Here is a 17095-nt window from a genome sequence, read left to right as displayed (position 1 = left end):
GATGATCCGCTCACTCGTCAGCTCCGCCGTCGCCGGCCTTCTCGGATACACGGCGACCAAAGCAATCCTGTCCTCGAGTCTGCGCACCCACGACAAGGTCGTGCGCACGAATCACGCCGGCAACGACGTCTCACTCGTCGAAGGACCAGCTGTGACTGCTGGATTGGTTGCAGGCAGCCTCCTCATCGAAGCCCCACGACAGCGCGCGGCCACCCTCCTGGTGACCTCCGTTGCAGGAGGTCTGGGCGCGGTCGATGACTTCCTCGAATCGGGGGACTCGAAAGGACTGCGGGGCCACCTCAGCGCCCTGGCGCATGGCCAGCTCACGACCGGCGGGATCAAGGTCATCGGAATCCCCGCGGCCTCGATCGCCGCGGCGACGATTCTGCGCACCGGAAGAAGCCGCCACGGGTGGCTCTCCTCGAACCGAGCATCCGCCGACCAGACCTGGTTCGGTTCGACGCTCGACGTCGTCGTCACCGGAGGAGTCATCGCCGGGACAGCGAACCTGTTCAATCTGCTCGATCTGCGGCCCGGCCGCGCCCTCAAAGCGGGCCTGCTGACGCTGGCCTTCATGCCCCACAAACACGGTCTGACCTGGGCACCCGGGGCGGCCATCGCCGGCAGCAGCGCGGCGGCATGGCCCGATGACCTCGACGGATCGGTGATGCTCGGCGACACCGGTGCCAACGCACTCGGTGCGGTACTGGGTACGATTCTGGTCGAGAATTCGACACCCACGCAGCGTGCGCTAGTTCTTTCCGGCCTGGTGGGTCTCACCCTGCTGAGTGAGAAGGTCTCCTTCACCTCGATCATCGAATCCACCCCTGGACTGCGGGAGATCGACGCCTTCGGTCGCGAGGTCGTGTGAGTAAGCTGGTTCGGGTCTTCGCCTCTGCGGCGCTGCTCGTCTCGGTCATCACCCTGTTCACCCGACTTGTCGGGTTCCTGCGCTGGCTGGTGTTCTCACCCGCGGTGGGCGCCGGGTCGGTCGGCAATGCCTACCAGACAGCGAACCTGGTCCCCAACATCCTCTTCGAAGTCGTCGCAGGTGGTGCACTGGCAGGGGCCGTCATCCCTCTGCTCGCGATTCCGCTGGCGCGAGCGGACAAAGAGACAGCAGGACGGATCGCCTCGGCGCTGCTGACCTGGGCGGTCTCCGTGACCCTGCCGCTGAGCATCATTCTTGCCGTATTCGCACACCCGATTGCAAGGTTGCTGACCGGCACCAACGTTGACGTGCCTGCACAACTTGAGGCCACTGCTGTCTTCTTGCTCATGTTCTCCCCACAGCTCGTTCTCTACGGCATCGGGGCGGTGCTCACCGGTGTGCTTCAGGCGCATCGAAAGTTCATTTGGCCGGCCTTCGCACCGTTACTGTCCAGCCTCGTCGTCATCGGCTCGTATATTGCGTACAGCAACGCCGGTGGAACCGATGGCTCCTGGCAGACGCATATCGGTTGGTTGGGCTGGGGCACGACCATCGGCGTCGCCGCTCTCGCACTGCCCCTGGCGCTGCCGATGCGCACCACAGGATTGCGCATCAGACCCACCTGGAGTTTCCCACCCGGAGTCGCTCGTCGGGCACTGCGGCTGGCCGGAGCAGGCATGGCGGCGCTGCTGGCACAGCAGGCCGCGATGCTTGTGACCATTCTCGTGTCGAACCATTCCGGCGGCACGGGCACTTTCGTTCTCTTCAGCTACATCAACGCCGTATATCTCCTGCCCTACGGCGTCCTTGCGGTGACAGTCGCCACGGTGATCTTCCCCGCCCTGTCGTCCTGGGCCGGTCGGTCGAAGGACCCCGATGCCAGCGCCACGGATCGCGATGCGGCCGGAGTCGGACTGCGACGTCTGACCTCGACGACGACCGCACTGATCATCAGCATCGGCCTGCTGGGCACAGTCATCCTCATCAGTGCGGCAGGGCCCCTGCAGACGTTCTTCACCGCGATCGATAAAGCAGGCGAACAAGGAGACGCGCCTTTCGACTCAATGAGTCTGGCGATCATGGTCATGGCCCTCGCCGTGCCTGGCTGGTGTTTCGTCGCTTGGGGCACCAGAGTGTTCTACGCGCTGGAGCATTCGCGTCATTCAGCGGTGGCGACGACGACTGGCTGGGTGCTGGTCATCGTCGGAATGCTGTTGGCGTTCCTGGTCACCAACGCCGAGGGCGATGACGGACTGACTCTTGTAGCAATCTGCGTCGGCTATGCCATCGGCATGAGCGTCGCCGGAGGCTTCCTGCTGACCTCGATGAGGCGGGTGCTGGGTCCAACCGGGCTCCACAGAGTATTGCGCCGAGGACTTCTGTCATTGGTTGCTGCTGCCCTCGCCTCGGCAGTCGGTGCAGTGGTCTCCCATTGGCTGGCTGGGCCATTCGGCATCGATGCGCTGTCCTCTGTCGCCAACGGTGTGGTCTCCGCACTCATCGGCTGCGTGGTCTTCGCCGCGATCCTCGCCTTCGACAGGGGCTTCATCTCCGAGGTGCGGACGGTGCTCTCCAATCGCCGAGGCGGTCCTGACCTGGCAGAACAGACCGACCCCGCCGTACGGGCCGCCCAACCGACCTCCCCGACCGGGACCGAGTCTGGCGCAGCACCCGATCAAGGCACTGCACCCGAGCGTGAACCCGGCACTTCACCAGAGAATGAGGATGAGAGAGAGGATGAGAGATGAGAATCGTCTACGTGCTCGGAACATCGACAGGGGGAGTCGGCACCCATGTGCGAGCACTGGCCCGGGACGTCGCCGCTGCCGGCCACGAGCTCGGGGTCATCGGACCTGCCTCCACCGACGAACATTTCGGTTTCTCCTCACTGCCTGGAGTCCGCTTCGCCGCACTCGACATGGGCACCGGCATCGGTGTCCGAGACGCGGCTCTGATCCTCCGACTGCGCGAACTCATCGCCGGCTTCGACGCCGACATCGTCCACGCCCACGGCTTCCGTGCCGGTTTCGTGGCCCTGCTGGCGACACGGAGTCTGCGGGCGCGACCGCAGTTCATCATCAGCCTGCACAATCGGGCCAGCGGTCGGAGCCTACGCGGACGAGTCGAAGCCGGCATCGAAACGCTGCTGGCCAAGGGTGCGGACCTGACACTGGGAGCGAGCACCGACCTCGTGGCCCGTGCCCAGGACCTCGGCGCCAGAGACGCCCGGTTCCTGCCCGCTGCCGCACCAGAAGTACACGAGATTCCCGCCGAGGCGGCCGCTGCCACCCGTGCAGGCCTGGCTGAGGAGTTCGGATTCGGACCCGAGGCCGTCCTCGTGCTCGCCGTCGGGCGTGTCGCACCGCAGAAGAACTATCCGCTGCTTGTCAGAGCGTTGGGCCACCTCGCCGAATCGTCGGGGGAGACCTCCAGGACCCCTGAGCTTGTGTTCCTCATTGCGGGAGCAGCCGACCAGAACGTCCTCGACGAGGTGCGCGGACAGTACGAGAACCTCGCGGCCACCTCGGCGGTACCTGCCTTGCATTTCCTCGGCCCCAGAGACGATATCGCCGAACTCAACGCGGCCGCGGATCTCTACGTCCTCACCAGTGTCTGGGAAGCCCGTGCCCTCGTGTTGCAGGAGGCACTGATCTGCGGACAGGCCATCATCGCCACCAGCACCGGTGGCACGACGGAGCTCGTCGGTGATGCGGGCATTCTCGTCGCTGACGATGACGATATGGGCCTGGCCGCAGCCATCGGCGAACTGGCTGCGGATCCCGCTCGCCGGGCCGAGCTGGCCGCGCGAGCTCGGGCCCGCGGAGCCCAACTTCCCGATGAGAGGGAAGTAGCCAAAGAACTGGTGGGCATATACACGGAACTCATGCCCTCCCAGGTAGGGTAGAAGCAGCGTCGATCTAATGAAAAGGATGAGGAAATGAGCGAATCCGGCGAGGTCCACCCACTCAGCGCAGACACGAGAATTCTGCATGTACTCGCCGAAACTACGGGTCCCGTCGTCGAAGTCGCGAAACTCGCAGTGCTCGGGCATCTGCGCGCCGGCTTCAAGGTTGCGGTCGCCGCCCACCGTTCGCTGCTGGGCACATTCGGAGTTCCCGAGGATCTGGCGGACAACTTCCGCGAGATCGAGCTGGCAGCACGACGACGCTTCACCTTGGCAGATCCCAATACCGCATTCACTCTGCACAAGTACTACCAGCACGTGGACATCGTCCACGCCCACGGCCTGCACGCCGCGACGCTCGCCGGCCTGGCCTTCACCGGCCTCCCCGCCCGACTGCACCCGAAGATCGTCGCCACGATCGAGTCCTTCGATGCGGCCGGCGTCATCGAGAAGACCGGCGCCGAGATCGTGGGCCGCACCGCGACCGCGATTCTGGGCACCACCGAACCGGTCGTCGACTATTTCGGGGGGAAGGTTCCCGTGGTCGAACGCGCCGAACTCGTCCACCCGGACATCGACATCGACCTCACCGTCAGGACACCGCGTGCACAGGTGCGCAAGGAACTGGGCGTCGAAGAGGGCACCTGGATGGTCGCCAGCCCCATCGCCCTGCGTGACCACACTGCTCTGGCCACGATCCTCGACGCTGCCGACCAGATCAACACGAAACGACCCGGCCGACCAGTCGTCACGGTCCTCACCGGCACCGGCAAGGACCGGAGCACGATCGAGTCCGCCTTCGCCGACCGCCACGTCATCGTCGCCCCGGCCGGTGACCTCGTCGACGTGGCAGCCGCCGCGGACGTCGTCATCGCCAGTGAGACCATGACCGGGCTCAGCCACGAAGACCTGATGCAGCTGTCGAAGCCAGCGGTCTTCATCGGCAACCCACGACGCGCCGGCATCTGGGGTGCGGCGGCGAAGACCGTTGCCGCCGATGATACGGATGCACTTCTGAGTGAGATCAATCATCTTCTCGATGATCCAGCCGGACGCGGATCCCAGGCTGTAGCCGCCAAGAAGCGCGTCATTGACGTGAACAACGGGGCTGCGATCTCAGCGACCCTGCTTGATCTCTACGCCGAAGTCGCCGAATCGTCAGATTCGTGAGCCGGACTTTGATAGGATCAAATCCCGTGGTGAATCGAACTGGCCCAGGCGGCACAAATACGGCAAAGCACATCTTCGTCACGGGAGGCGTTGCCTCTTCGTTGGGCAAGGGACTGACGGCTTCGAGCCTCGGTCACCTGCTCACTCAGCGCGGACTCTCAGTAGCAATGCAGAAACTGGATCCCTATCTCAATGTGGATCCGGGAACAATGAATCCCTTCCAGCACGGCGAGGTCTTCGTCACCGAAGACGGTGCTGAGACCGACCTCGACATCGGTCATTACGAGCGCTTCCTCGACGTCAATCTGGACGGTGCGGCAAATGTCACGACCGGACAGGTCTACTCCTCGGTCATCGCCAAGGAACGTCGCGGCGCCTACCTCGGCGACACCGTTCAGGTCATCCCGCACATCACCGACGAGATCAAGTCGCGGATGCGGGCTCAGGCCGAACGTCCCATCGATGAGCGTCCCGATGTCATCATCACCGAAATCGGCGGAACCGTCGGTGACATCGAATCCCAGCCGTTCCTCGAAGCCGCACGACAGGTGCGTCACGACATCGGCCGCGACAATGTGTTCTTCATCCACGTGTCTCTGGTTCCCTACCTCGGGCCCTCGGGCGAGCTGAAGACGAAGCCGACCCAGCACTCCGTGGCGGCACTGCGCTCGATCGGCATCCAGCCCGACGCGATCGTGCTGCGCTCCGACCGGGAGCTGCCGGATTCGATCCGCACGAAGATCGCTTCCTCGTGTGACGTGGAATCCGACGCTGTCGTGTCCTGCGTCGACGCTCCCAGCATCTACGACATCCCGAAGGTCCTCCACGACGGAGGCCTCGACGTCTATGTGATCCGTCGCCTCAACCTTCCTTTCCGCGATGTCGACTGGACGAAGTGGGATTGGGTTCTCGAACGCGTCCACAACCCCAAGCACCATGTGCGCATCGGCATCGTCGGCAAATACATCGACCTGCCGGATGCGTACCTATCGGTCACCGAGGCGCTGCGAGCCGGAGGCTTCGCCAATAACGCCAAGGTCAAGGTCGAGTGGATCGCCTCCGATGACTGCGACACCGAGGCCGGTGCCCGTGAGCGTCTGTCCGGCCTCGACGCGATCTGCGTGCCCGGCGGCTTCGGCATCCGCGGTATCGACGGAAAACTCGGCGCACTCGAGTACGCTCGCACGACCGGCATCCCGACCCTGGGTCTGTGCCTGGGTCTGCAGTGCATGGTCATCGAGTATGCACGGAACGTCGCCGGCATCGATGACGCCTCATCGTCAGAGTTCGACCCCGATACACAGGTCCCCGTCATCGCGACGATGGCCGAGCAGCTCTCCATAGTCGAAGGCGAAGGCGATCTGGGCGGAACCATGCGCTTGGGCACCTACGAGGCGAAACTCGACGAAGGAAGTGTCGTCGCGGGAGTCTATGAGTCGACGCTCATCTCCGAACGTCACCGTCACCGCTACGAGGTCAACAACTCCTATCGTGACGATCTGGCCAAGGCCGGTCTGCGCTTCTCGGGCACCTCACCCAGCGGTGAGCTCGTAGAGTTCGTAGAGCTGCCGGAGTCCGTGCACCCCTACTATGTGGCGACTCAGGCTCACCCCGAGCTCAAGTCACGTCCGACCAATGCTCATCCGCTGTTCGCCGGACTCGTGGCAGCGGCACTGAAGGCTCAGAAGTAGTTAGGACTCACGTGAGCGATCTGCGCGACGAAGCCTATACGCCGAATATCACCGCATCCGACGTGGTCTACCACGGGGCAGTGTGGAACATTCGGCGTGAGACCTTCGATCTGCCTGAGGCAACCGGGTTGGTTCGCGACATGATGGCTCACACAGGTGCTGTGGCCATCGCGTGCGTGGATGAGCAGGAGCGGATCCTGCTCATCCAGCAGTACCGCCATCCCGTCCGGGCCAGGCTTTGGGAGGTCCCCGCGGGTCTCCTTGATGTGCCCGGTGAGGATCCCTTCGATGCCGCCCAGCGTGAGCTGGCTGAGGAAGCCGATCTCCGTGCGGCACGGTGGGAAGTCCTCACCGACTCCTGCCTGACCCCTGGCGGCAGCAGCGAATCCATCCGCCTGTACCTGGCCAGGGACTTCGAGCTCATCGCCGACGAGGACCGGCACGAACGCAGCGAAGAGGAAGCCGGCTTCAAATTCCGGTGGGCCAGCCTCGACGAGGCCATGGACGCGGTGTGCGCGGGCGAGATCACAAACTCGATCGCACAGCTGGCAGTCCTGCAGGTGGACCGCATCCTGCGTGCCGAAGCCGCCGGGGAACCCACCCGGACCCGCAGCGTCGATGCACCGCGCCGTCTCATCGACGGCCGTGCCGATGCAGCAGTCGCTGCGGGCACTGCCGAGGCAGACACGGCAGACACTGCCGGCGGCGCTGACCGACCGCGAGCCTGAGGGCTGACCCATGGCCCGGCACGGTGCCGAACTGCTCCCGGAACTGCCGCAGTCCCTGGCGCGTGCCTTCGAAACATACCTGAACTCGCTGCGCTTCGAGCGTGGGCTGTCACGAAACTCCATCGACGCCTATGCCCGTGACCTCGCCAGGTACGGAACCTGGCTGAACGGGCAGGGGATCGGCCGCCTCGGTGAGGTCGAACGGAGCCATGTCGAGGCCTTCGCTCTCCACCTGCACGATGAGAACCTGGCGCCACGGACCCGTGCGCGGGCACTCGTCGCGGTGCGCCGGTTCCACGGATTCGCCCTCGGCGAGGGACTGGCATCCACGGACCCGGCCTCAGAGGTCAGCCCGCCTCAGGAAGGGCTGCGTCTGCCCAAAGCCCTGTCTCTGGACGATGTCGAGGCGATGCTGGCCACGACAGGCGGTGAAGAGCCCGCACAGATTCGGGCGGCTGCACTGCTGGAGCTGCTCTATGCGACGGGCGCACGGATCTCCGAGGCGGTAGGCGTCGACCTGGACGATCTGGATCTCGAGACCAGCCTCGTGCGCCTGTACGGCAAAGGCGGGAAGGAACGGATCGTGCCCTTCGGCTCCCACGCCTCGACAGCGCTGGGCGCCTGGGTGTCACGGACTCGACCGAGCATGGCTGCGAAGGCCAGAACATCGGCCCCGGCCGGTGCCCTGTTCCTCAACGCGCGGGGGACCCGCCTGTCGCGCCAGACCGCGTGGCAGATCGTCAAGGACGCCGGGGAACTCGCCGGCATGGAGGCCGAGGTGTCTCCGCATACGTTCCGTCACTCCTTCGCGACACACCTGCTGGAGGGCGGGGCCGATATTCGCGTCGTCCAAGAACTGCTGGGCCACGCCTCAGTCACGACCACGCAGATCTATACGAAGGTGTCAGAGGAAACATTGCGGGAAGTGTACGCGACCTCGCACCCCCGGGCACGGTAGGGTTGGAGCAGAGAGCAACGAAAGGTGGCCATCCGAGTGATGAATACGCAACAGGCATTGGATATTCCCAAGTCGAAATCCACTGCACCTGAGCAGCAGGACTTCGACGAACCAGCACCGCTGGACACTCATGGGCCTGCCCGCATCATCGCGATGGTCAACCAGAAGGGCGGGGTCGGCAAAACGACCTCGTCGATCAACCTCGGCGCCTCGCTGGCCGCCTATGGACGCAAGATGCTCCTCGTGGACTTCGACCCGCAGGGCGCCTTGTCCGTCGGTCTGGGCGTCAACCCCTACGATCTCGAAATCAGCATCTACAACCTGCTGATGAATTCGCGGATGGATCCACACGAGGTCATCGTCGGCACCGACTTCGAGAACATCGACATCCTCCCGGCCAACATCGACCTCTCCGCTGCCGAAGTCCAGCTCGTGGGCGAGGTTGCCCGTGAGCAGATCCTGTCCCGCGTGCTGTCCAAGGTCGCCGACGAATACGACGTCATCCTCATCGACTGCCAGCCCTCGCTCGGTCTGCTCACCGTCAACGCTCTGACCGCGGCACACGGTGTCATCATTCCGCTCGAAACCGAGTTCTTCGCCCTCCGCGGTGTCGCACTGCTGGTGGAGACCATCGAGAAGATCCAGGACCGGCTCAATCCCTCCCTCGTCGTCGACGGGATCCTGGCCACGATGTTCGACTCGCGCACGCTCCACTCCAAAGAGGTCATGTCGCGTGTGACGGAGGCCTTCGACGACAAGGTCTTCGACACGGTCATCAACCGCACCGTGAAATTCCCGGACGCCTCGGTCGCTGCCGAACCGATCACGAGTTTCGCCCCCAAGCACGCCGGCTCGGAAGCCTACCGCCGCCTGGCCAGGGAGCTCATCGCCCGCGGAGGCGCGCCCTGAGCGAGACCGTCAGTGAAGGGTTCCAGGTTGAGCTGGAGAACTTCTCCGGTCCCTTCGACCTGCTCCTCGGCCTGATCTCCAAACGTCGTCTCGACGTCACGGAGATCGCCCTCGCCGAGGTGACCGATGAGTTCATCGCCTACACGACCGGCCTGAGCGAACGAGCCGGTGCCAAGGTCGGTTCAAGCCTCGCCGAGATCTCCCAGTTCCTCCTGGTCGCCGCCACCCTGCTGGACCTCAAGACGGCACGTCTGCTGCCCAATGAGGACGGCGAAGAGGAACTCGACCTCGAACTGCTCGAAGCCCGCGACCTTCTCTTCGCCCGACTCCTGCAGTACCGAGCCTATAAGTCCGTGAGCAGATTCTTCGCCGAGGCTATGGCCGCCGGATCGATCAGGGCCCCGCGCAGCGTCGGACTCGAACCGGAGTTCCAGGACGTTCTGCCACCCCTTGAGATCCACATCGGCCCAGGTGAGCTGGCCGGACTCTACGCGACCGTGCTCCAACGTGACCACACGCCCCCGAGCGTCGCGGTCGACCACATCCACCTGCCCCTCGTCAGCGTCTCCGAACAGCGCGGCCACATCCTCAGCCTGCTGCGTGCCGGAGATCTCGACTTCCAGAAACTGCTTGACACCGCCGACAACACGCTGGTCGTGGTGGCCCGATTCCTGGCGCTGCTGGAACTGTTCAAGGTCGGCCTCTGCGACTTCGCCCAGGAGGAGCCCTTGGGCCCGCTGCTCATCTCGCGCACCGAGTCCACCGATGACGGCGTGGATCTGCGCACCGAGGGGGAGTGGGACGGTGATGCCGAACTCGAGGAGCCGGACGGCGCGGCTGAGGTATTGAACGCCGATGTTGAGGCGCTGGGCGACGAGGCCGATAGCGTGCACGATGAGGAAGAGGGACCTGCATGATCGACGATGAAATCCTGGCCGGGATCGAAGCGGTCCTCATGATCAGTGACTCCGCCGTCTCGGCCAATGAGCTAGCCAGCGCCCTCGGGCTCGATGAGGACACCGTCACCGATGCCATCGCCGAACTCAAGGCCGACTACGACGGTGGGGACGGCGGCAGGAGGCAGCGCGGATTCGAGATCCGACTGGTCGCCGGGGGGTTTCGAATCTTCTCTCGCGGGGACTATCACGAGATCGTCAAGGACTTCCTGACCTCGGGGCAGAGCGCGAAACTGTCCCAGGCCGCGCTCGAGACCTTGGCCGTCATCGCATACCGGCAACCGATATCGCGGCCGCGCATCGCAGCCATCCGCGGGGTCAGCGTCGACGGTGTCATCCGGACTCTGCTCCTGCGCGGACTCATCGTCGAAGCGGGGAAGGAAGAGACCACCTCGGCGCTGCTCTACACCACCACTCACCAGTTCCTCGATGCGCTGGGAATGAACAGCATCGATGACCTGCCGGAGATCGCTCCGTACCTTCCCGAGGACTCAGATGTCGCCGAATTGGGAGCTGACAACTCAGAAGTTCTGGCCTCTGTCGAAGATGAGATGGGCGATCTCGACGACGAGATGTCACGAGTTGACGATTGATTTGAGAGAATGGAGTTTATGAGTCCATACCGTGATCCCCGAGCGCCAGGCGGGCGCAACAATCGTCCGACCCGAAAACAGCGTTCCAGCACCTCATCCAAGGGGGGCAAACACGTGCCGACCGGCACGGGCGATAAGTCAGATGCCCATGTCAGCGGGGGTGTGAGACTCCAAAAGATCCTCGCCGAGGCGGGCCTAGGCTCACGTCGTGCATGTGAGCAGCTGATCCTCGACGGACGGGTCGAAGTGGACGGTTCCATCGTGACCGAACTGGGCACCCGAATCGACACCGAAACCCAGGCCGTGCACGTGGACGCAGTGAGAATTTCGACACAGACCAAGAAGGTCTACCTCGTGTTGAACAAACCGGCCGGAGTCGTCTCCACGATGAGCGATCCGGATGGTCGACCCTGCCTGGCCGATTACGTGAAGAATCACGTCGAGCGTCTCTTCCACGTCGGACGACTCGACACCGAGACCGAGGGCCTCATCCTTCTGACCAATGACGGGGAGCTGAGCAACCGACTGGCTCACCCGCGCTACGAGATCCCGAAGACCTACCTTGCTCAGGTCAGGGGACAGCTGGCCAAGGATGTGAGCTCGCGTCTGAAGGCCGGCATCGACCTCGACGACGGCTTCGTCAAGGTCGACGCGTTCAAGCTCGTGGACTCGACGCCAGGCAAGTCCGTGGTGGAACTGACCCTGCACTCGGGGCGTAACCGGATTGTGCGCCGACTCCTCAAGGAGGTCGGCAATCCCGTCGAGCGTCTGGTGCGGACCAAGTTCGGTCCCATCACGTTGGACGAACAGCGACAGGGCAAGATCCGCCCCCTGCGTTCGGACGAGATCGGCGAGCTATTCGAGGCCGTCGGCTTGTGAGAATCCACATCATCGGCACCGGTTTGCTGGGCGCAAGCCTGGGACTAGCGCTGAGTGCACAGAAGTACCAGGTCAGCCTCGAGGACACCTCACCGACGGCCCAGCAGCTGGCAGCCGACCTGGGTGCAGGGACGGTCGCCTCCGAAGTCACCGATGCCGAGGATCCGCAGATCGTCGTCATCGCCACCCCACCCGACGTTGCGGCCCACACCATCGCCACAGCGTTGGCGACCTACCCGAATGCCACCGTGACAGACGTGGCAAGCGTCAAGACCAGCCTGCTCGAATCGGTGCGCGAACTTGTCGAACGCAGCGATCTCGACCGCTACATCGGGTGTCACCCGATGGCCGGTCGGGAGAAGTCGGGAGCGATCGCCGCCCGGTCGGACCTATTCACGGCTCGACCATGGGTGATCTGCTCGGATGAGGACACACCACAGGACCGCCTCGGCGAGATCGTGGCCATGGCGGAAGCCACCGGTTCCTCGGTCATCCACCTCGATCCACGCATCCACGATGCCGCGGTCGCGAAGGTTTCCCACGTGCCGCAGGTCATCGCCTCACTGGTCGCCTCCCAGCTGCGTCATGCGCCACTGGAAGAGGTCGCACTGGCAGGGCAGGGGCTGCGTGACGTGACTCGGATCGCCGCTTCCGATCCACGGTTGTGGACGCAGATCCTGGCCGGGAATTCCGAGGAGATCCGCTCCGTACTGCTGGATCTGCGGACCGAGCTCGACGAAATCATCACGGCTTTGGAACTGGGTCCGGGATCGACCGGTGCGTTGGCCAGGGCCATTGCGTTGGGCAACGAAGGGCACGAGCGGATCCCGGGTAAGCACGGACAGGCGCCGACCAAATATGCTGTAGTTACGATCCTGGTTCCCGACACCCCGGGAACCCTGGCCACACTGTTCAAGGACATCGGTGACCTGAACATCAACGTCGAGGACTTCCGGATGGACCACGCGCCGGGGCAGAAGCTCGGAATCGTCGATGTCTCCGTGGTGCCGGCCACCCAACAGGAACTTGAAATCGGTTTGTTGTCGAAGGGATGGCAGATTCCCGAATCCGCCATCGAGAAAGAGGGAATTGCATGAGCGTCGTCGCCATTGACGGACCAAGCGGGGTCGGCAAGTCGAGCACCGCGAAGGAAACGGCCCGCCGATTGGGCTACAGCTACCTCGATACGGGTGCCATGTATCGCGCGATGGCTTGGCTGTGCCTCAACCGGGGCGTGACCGACCCGGTCGACGTCCTCGAACAGGTGCGCGGGGTTGATCTGGAGATCTCCATCGATCCGGACGAATTCTTCGTCTCCGTCGACGGAATCGACGTCAGCGAGGAGATCCGTGAACCCGAGGTCTCGGAGAACGTGCAGACCGTGTCTGCCGTCGTCGACGCCCGCGAAGAGCTCATCGACATGCAGCGGACCATCATCGCAGGCGCACCCGAAGGCATCGTCGTCGAAGGCCGTGACATCACGACCGTCGTGGCTCCGGATGCCGAGGTTCGCATCCTCATGACCGCCCGTGACGAGGTCCGCGTGGCCCGTCGAGCCAAGGAGCTCCATGGCAACGCTGACGCCGAGGCTCTCGCCGCCACCCAATCCCAGGTCACCGGCCGTGACGCCAAGGACTCAGCGACAACGAGTTTCCTGGAAGCCTCCGAAGGCGTCTACACACTCGATACCAGCGACATCGATTTCGACCAGGTGGTCGAAACGGTGCTGCAGCTGGTGAAGGACTCACAATGACTGAATCAGAATTTCACGAGAACCCGGATGAGCATCTGGCCGAACGTCTCGAGAGCATCAGCGACGAAGAAGCCGAGAAGAGGGCGACAGCCCTCGAAGCTGGCCTCCAGAGCTATGACCTCGAAGATGAGGACCGGGCACTGCTCGACGCCTACGGCTTCGACGTCGAGGAAGAAGAAGCTCGGGGTGCTGACCCTGTCCTGGCTGTCGTCGGTCGACCCAATGTGGGCAAATCGACCCTGGTCAACAGGATCCTCGGCCGCCGCGAAGCCGTGGTCGAAGACGTTCCCGGAGTCACCCGTGACCGGGTGAGCTACCGGGCGGAATGGAACACCAAGGAATTCACCCTCGTCGACACCGGTGGATGGGACTCGGATTCCAAGGGCATGGCCTCTCGCATCGCGATCCAGTCTGAGATTGCGGTCGATATGGCCGACGCTGTGGTCCTCGTCGTGGATGCCACGACCGGACCGACCGCGACCGATGAACTGGTCGTGAAGATGCTGCGGAGGAAGAAGAAGCCCGTCATCCTCGCCGCGAACAAGGTCGATGACGAACGCGGCGAGCTCATGGCCGCCGAGCTCTGGGGCCTGGGCCTGGGACAGCCGTGGACGGTGTCCGGGCTGCACGGTCGCGGAGTTGCTGACCTCCTCGACGAGGTGCTCAACATCCTGCCCGAGGTCTCTGCCGTCGAAACCCGGGTCGAAGAGGGCGGACCACGCCGAATTGCCTTGGTGGGCCGCCCGAATGTCGGAAAGTCCTCCCTGCTCAACCAGCTGATGGGCTCCGACCGTGTGCTCGTTGACAATGTCGCAGGCACCACCCGCGACCCGGTCGACGAACTCATCGAGCTGGGTGACAAGCAGTGGCGTTTCGTCGACACAGCCGGCATCCGCCGTCGTGCACATCAGGCCAGTGGCGCTGATTTCTATGCGGCTCTGCGTACGCAGACAGCGTTGGAGCGCGCCGAGCTGGCTCTCGTCCTCCTCGAGGTTCAAGAACCGCTGAGTGAGCAGGACGTCCGTATCGTCACAACCGCCGCCGAGGCTGGTCGTGCCGTGGTCCTGGCGTTCAACAAATGGGATCTGCTTGACGACGAACGTCGCTACTACCTCGAACGCGAGATCGAAAAGGACCTGGCACACGTGGCCTGGGCCCCGCGAGTGAACATCTCCGCTAAAACGGGTCGCCATGCCGACAAGCTCGTACCCGCGATGGAGACGGCACTGGAGGGATGGGACACACGCATCCCCACAGGTCGACTCAACGCCTTCCTCGGCGAACTGGTCGCCGCGAATCCCCACCCCGTGCGTGGAGGCAAGCAGCCCAGGATCCTGTTCGGGACCCAGGCACAGTCTCGTCCACCGAAGTTCGTGCTCTTCACCTCCGGTTTCCTCGATCCGGGGTATCGTCGTTTCATCGTGAGGCGTCTGCGTGAGACGTTCGGGTTCAAGGGAACCCCCATCGAGGTGTCGATGCGCATCAGGGAGAAGCGGAAAGGGCGCTGAGTGAGCGTTGAGGGGCAGACCCACGAACAGCCGCAGGCGCTGACTTCGGAGCAGCGCCCCTGGCATGCGAGCCAGCCTGCCAGGGTACTCGTCATCGCACTGACGATTGCCGGTCTCGCATATGCCCTGATGTTCTTCAGAGGACTTCAGGACATCGTCGCTCCGGTGTTTCTGGCGCTCAACTTCTACATCGTCGTCTACCCGCTGCAGAGGTACCTGACCCGGCTGAAGGTACCGCGTGCAATCGGTGCCACCATCTCGGTCCTCATCGTGCTGGTGATGATCTTCGGCTTCTTCGGGCTCACAGCGTGGTCTGTCGCCGAACTCGTGATCCTCATCCCCAGCTACGGGGAACGGCTCGTTGCCACCTATCAGAGCGCCTTGGCGTTCCTGTCCGATATCGGTGTCACCTCCTCGGTGCTCGAAGCGCAGTTCAAGCAATTCAACGTCAAATCCCTCATCGACGCCGTCTACCCGCTGTTGACCAACGTCTCAATGGTTGCGGGCCTGCTCACCACTGTGGTGATGGCGGTGTTCTTCGTGGCCATGGATTCCATGGGCATCGACAAACGTATGCTGATGCTGCTCGACGCCAAGCCCTCGCTCTCGGCCTCACTCGGCGGCTTCGCCCGCGGCGTCCGACGTTACTGGATCGTGGCGACGGTCTTCGGTCTCATCGTTGCTCTTCTCGACGTCATCGCTTTGGCGATCATCGATGTGCCGCTGATCTGGGTGTGGGGTGTGCTCGCGTTCCTGACGAACTACATTCCGAACATCGGTTTCGTCATCGGCCTCATTCCTCCAGCACTGCTCGCGCTCGTCGATGGCGGCTGGCAGGCGGGCTTGTGGGTCGTGATCGCCTACAGCGTGCTCAACTTCGTCATCCAATCGATCATCCAACCGAAGTTCACGGGGGAGTCGGTCGGAGTCACCCCACTGGTGTCTTTCCTGTCGCTGCTGTTCTGGGTGTGGGTGCTCGGATGGCTCGGTGCACTCCTCGCACTGCCTGCGACACTTCTGTTGAAGGCGCTGCTCATCGACGCGGATCCGAAGGCGAAATGGGTGAACATTCTGCTCGCTTCGGACCCGGGAACCGCGAACACATCGACGAAGGTCCCTCCGGTGTCACCAGCGTCCGAAACATTGGGCGACACCCTTGGATCGCCTTTGGAGAAGTCTGATTCGGAGGGTTCGGCGGACTCGGCGGGTGAAGGTTCGGCGGCTGAGGATGAAGCCTCGACGACGACCCCGGTCGAAGGCGAGCAGGACACGTCCAAGCCCACGAGCTGACTCGAAGTGTCGGCAGGCGAAGTCGCCGGCAGACGCTACCGTGCCTCCGACTGTTCTAGGTCTCAGGTACAGGGACCAGATACAGGGACGAAGAATTGTTCGATCGATTACGTCATGACTCTCGCCTCGTATGCTGTGAGTGGTTAGCATGAGGTATGGCGACCTTACTGAATATTCATCCTGAGAACCCACAGAACCGAATGATCGACAAGGCCGTGGAGATTCTGTGGAACGGCGGACTCATCGCCTACCCCACAGACTCGGGCTACGCATTGGGCTGCGCTTTGGACAATAAGTCCGGAATCGAACGGATCACCCGAATCAGACAACTGGACGCGAAGCATCACTTCACACTGATGTGCCGAGACTTCGCACAGTTGGGGCAGTTCGTCATCGTCGACAACTCGGACTTCAGGGTCATCAAGTCAATGACTCCGGGACCCTACACGTTCATCATGAAGGCGACGAAGGAAGTTCCACGTCGCATGATGCACGCCAAGAAACTCTCGGTCGGCGCACGCATTCCGCAGAATGTGACAGCTCTGGCTCTCGTCGAAGCAATGGGCGAACCCATCCTGTCATCGACCCTGCTGCTTCCCGGCGCCGAGGACCCGCTGACCCAGGCAGACGACGTCGTCGATCAGATCGGCCACGAACTGGACGTCGTCATCGAATCCGGAGTTCCGGGAAACGTCCCGACCTCCGTCATCGACTTCACCGGACGGGAACCAGTCGTGGCACGAGTCGGGGCGGGAGACGTCTCACGGTTCGAATGAGCCGCAGCGTTCCTTCAACCTAAGCCAGCGGCGATTCGACCTGTGTTG

General features: G+C 63.4%; 16 protein-coding genes. All 16 read left to right on the top strand.

Annotation, left to right across the window (positions count from 1 at the left end; all coding sequences use genetic code 11):
* The first annotated feature begins 1 nt into the window (after position 1).
* The 16 genes from INT40_RS17815 (at position 2) to INT40_RS17740 (ending at position 17047) form a co-directional block, all read left to right on the top strand.
* Positions 2-871 (top strand): hypothetical protein, encoded by an 870-nt coding sequence (locus INT40_RS17815; RefSeq protein WP_101574766.1) that lies wholly within the window; start codon positions 2-4, stop codon positions 869-871.
* Positions 868-2679, top strand: a complete 1812-nt coding sequence (gene murJ / locus INT40_RS17810) for a murein biosynthesis integral membrane protein MurJ (RefSeq protein ID WP_193096645.1) — start codon at positions 868-870, stop codon at positions 2677-2679. The genes INT40_RS17815 and murJ overlap by 4 nt, the downstream gene beginning before the upstream one ends.
* On the top strand, positions 2676-3836 hold the full coding sequence (locus INT40_RS17805) for a glycosyltransferase family 4 protein (protein ID WP_193070384.1): 1161 nt from the start codon (positions 2676-2678) through the stop codon (positions 3834-3836). Before murJ ends, INT40_RS17805 begins: the two co-directional genes overlap by 4 nt.
* Positions 3837-3869: 33 nt before the next feature.
* A complete protein-coding gene (locus INT40_RS17800) occupies positions 3870-5006 on the top strand; it encodes a glycosyltransferase (RefSeq protein WP_193070385.1) in 1137 nt (378 codons plus the stop codon).
* Between the two features lie 8 nt (positions 5007-5014).
* Positions 5015-6697, top strand: coding sequence for a CTP synthase (locus tag INT40_RS17795; RefSeq protein WP_226831622.1), 1683 nt, complete (start codon positions 5015-5017; stop codon positions 6695-6697).
* 11 nt (positions 6698-6708) lie between these two features.
* Positions 6709-7425, top strand: a complete 717-nt coding sequence (locus INT40_RS17790; RefSeq protein ID WP_257930277.1) for an NUDIX domain-containing protein — start codon at positions 6709-6711, stop codon at positions 7423-7425.
* A gap of 10 nt (positions 7426-7435) precedes the next feature.
* Entirely contained in the window at positions 7436-8383 is a 948-nt protein-coding gene (gene xerD / locus INT40_RS17785) for a site-specific tyrosine recombinase XerD (RefSeq protein WP_193096644.1), read from the top strand.
* Between the two features lie 39 nt (positions 8384-8422).
* Complete coding sequence (locus tag INT40_RS17780; protein ID WP_101574772.1) at positions 8423-9292, top strand: ParA family protein; 870 nt, start codon at positions 8423-8425, stop codon at positions 9290-9292.
* Positions 9289-10209 carry a segregation and condensation protein A gene (locus INT40_RS17775; RefSeq protein WP_226831620.1) on the top strand — a complete coding sequence of 307 codons (921 nt, stop codon included), beginning with the start codon at positions 9289-9291 and terminating at the stop codon, positions 10207-10209. The genes INT40_RS17780 and INT40_RS17775 overlap by 4 nt, the downstream gene beginning before the upstream one ends.
* Positions 10206-10841 carry an SMC-Scp complex subunit ScpB gene (gene scpB / locus INT40_RS17770; RefSeq protein ID WP_193070388.1) on the top strand — a complete coding sequence of 212 codons (636 nt, stop codon included), beginning with the start codon at positions 10206-10208 and terminating at the stop codon, positions 10839-10841. Before INT40_RS17775 ends, scpB begins: the two co-directional genes overlap by 4 nt.
* A gap of 114 nt (positions 10842-10955) precedes the next feature.
* Positions 10956-11720, top strand: a complete 765-nt coding sequence (locus INT40_RS17765; RefSeq protein ID WP_319020805.1) for a pseudouridine synthase — start codon at positions 10956-10958, stop codon at positions 11718-11720.
* A complete protein-coding gene (locus tag INT40_RS17760) occupies positions 11717-12817 on the top strand; it encodes a prephenate dehydrogenase (protein WP_193070390.1) in 1101 nt (366 codons plus the stop codon). Before INT40_RS17765 ends, INT40_RS17760 begins: the two co-directional genes overlap by 4 nt.
* Positions 12814-13473: a (d)CMP kinase gene (gene cmk, locus INT40_RS17755; RefSeq protein WP_193070391.1), complete on the top strand. Its 660-nt coding sequence runs from the start codon at positions 12814-12816 to the stop codon at positions 13471-13473. Before INT40_RS17760 ends, cmk begins: the two co-directional genes overlap by 4 nt.
* Positions 13470-14981, top strand: a complete 1512-nt coding sequence (gene der / locus INT40_RS17750; protein WP_101574776.1) for a ribosome biogenesis GTPase Der — start codon at positions 13470-13472, stop codon at positions 14979-14981. The genes cmk and der overlap by 4 nt, the downstream gene beginning before the upstream one ends.
* Positions 14982-16271: an AI-2E family transporter gene (locus INT40_RS17745; protein WP_101574777.1), complete on the top strand. Its 1290-nt coding sequence runs from the start codon at positions 14982-14984 to the stop codon at positions 16269-16271.
* Between the two features lie 155 nt (positions 16272-16426).
* Entirely contained in the window at positions 16427-17047 is a 621-nt protein-coding gene (locus INT40_RS17740) for an L-threonylcarbamoyladenylate synthase (RefSeq protein ID WP_101574778.1), read from the top strand.
* Positions 17048-17095: the final 48 nt, after the last annotated feature.

Origin of the sequence: Brevibacterium sp. FME17 (assembly GCF_014897515.1) — a bacterium.
Lineage (GTDB): Bacteria > Actinomycetota > Actinomycetes > Actinomycetales > Brevibacteriaceae > Brevibacterium.
This window is presented reverse-complemented; position numbering and strand designations above follow the sequence as displayed.

Excerpts from the sequence above, each read along its gene's own strand:
- xerD (WP_193096644.1), top strand. The coding sequence starts at position 7,436 with ATGGCCCGGCACGGTGCCGAACTGCTCCCGGAACTGCCGCAGTCCCTG.
- INT40_RS17740 (WP_101574778.1), top strand. The coding sequence starts at position 16,427 with ATGGCGACCTTACTGAATATTCATCCTGAGAACCCACAGAACCGAATG.
- INT40_RS17805 (WP_193070384.1), top strand. The coding sequence starts at position 2,676 with ATGAGAATCGTCTACGTGCTCGGAACATCGACAGGGGGAGTCGGCACC.
- cmk (WP_193070391.1), top strand. The coding sequence starts at position 12,814 with ATGAGCGTCGTCGCCATTGACGGACCAAGCGGGGTCGGCAAGTCGAGC.
- INT40_RS17800 (WP_193070385.1), top strand. The coding sequence starts at position 3,870 with ATGAGCGAATCCGGCGAGGTCCACCCACTCAGCGCAGACACGAGAATT.
- INT40_RS17780 (WP_101574772.1), top strand. The coding sequence starts at position 8,423 with ATGAATACGCAACAGGCATTGGATATTCCCAAGTCGAAATCCACTGCA.
- der (WP_101574776.1), top strand. The coding sequence starts at position 13,470 with ATGACTGAATCAGAATTTCACGAGAACCCGGATGAGCATCTGGCCGAA.
- INT40_RS17815 (WP_101574766.1), top strand. The coding sequence starts at position 2 with ATGATCCGCTCACTCGTCAGCTCCGCCGTCGCCGGCCTTCTCGGATAC.
- scpB (WP_193070388.1), top strand. The coding sequence starts at position 10,206 with ATGATCGACGATGAAATCCTGGCCGGGATCGAAGCGGTCCTCATGATC.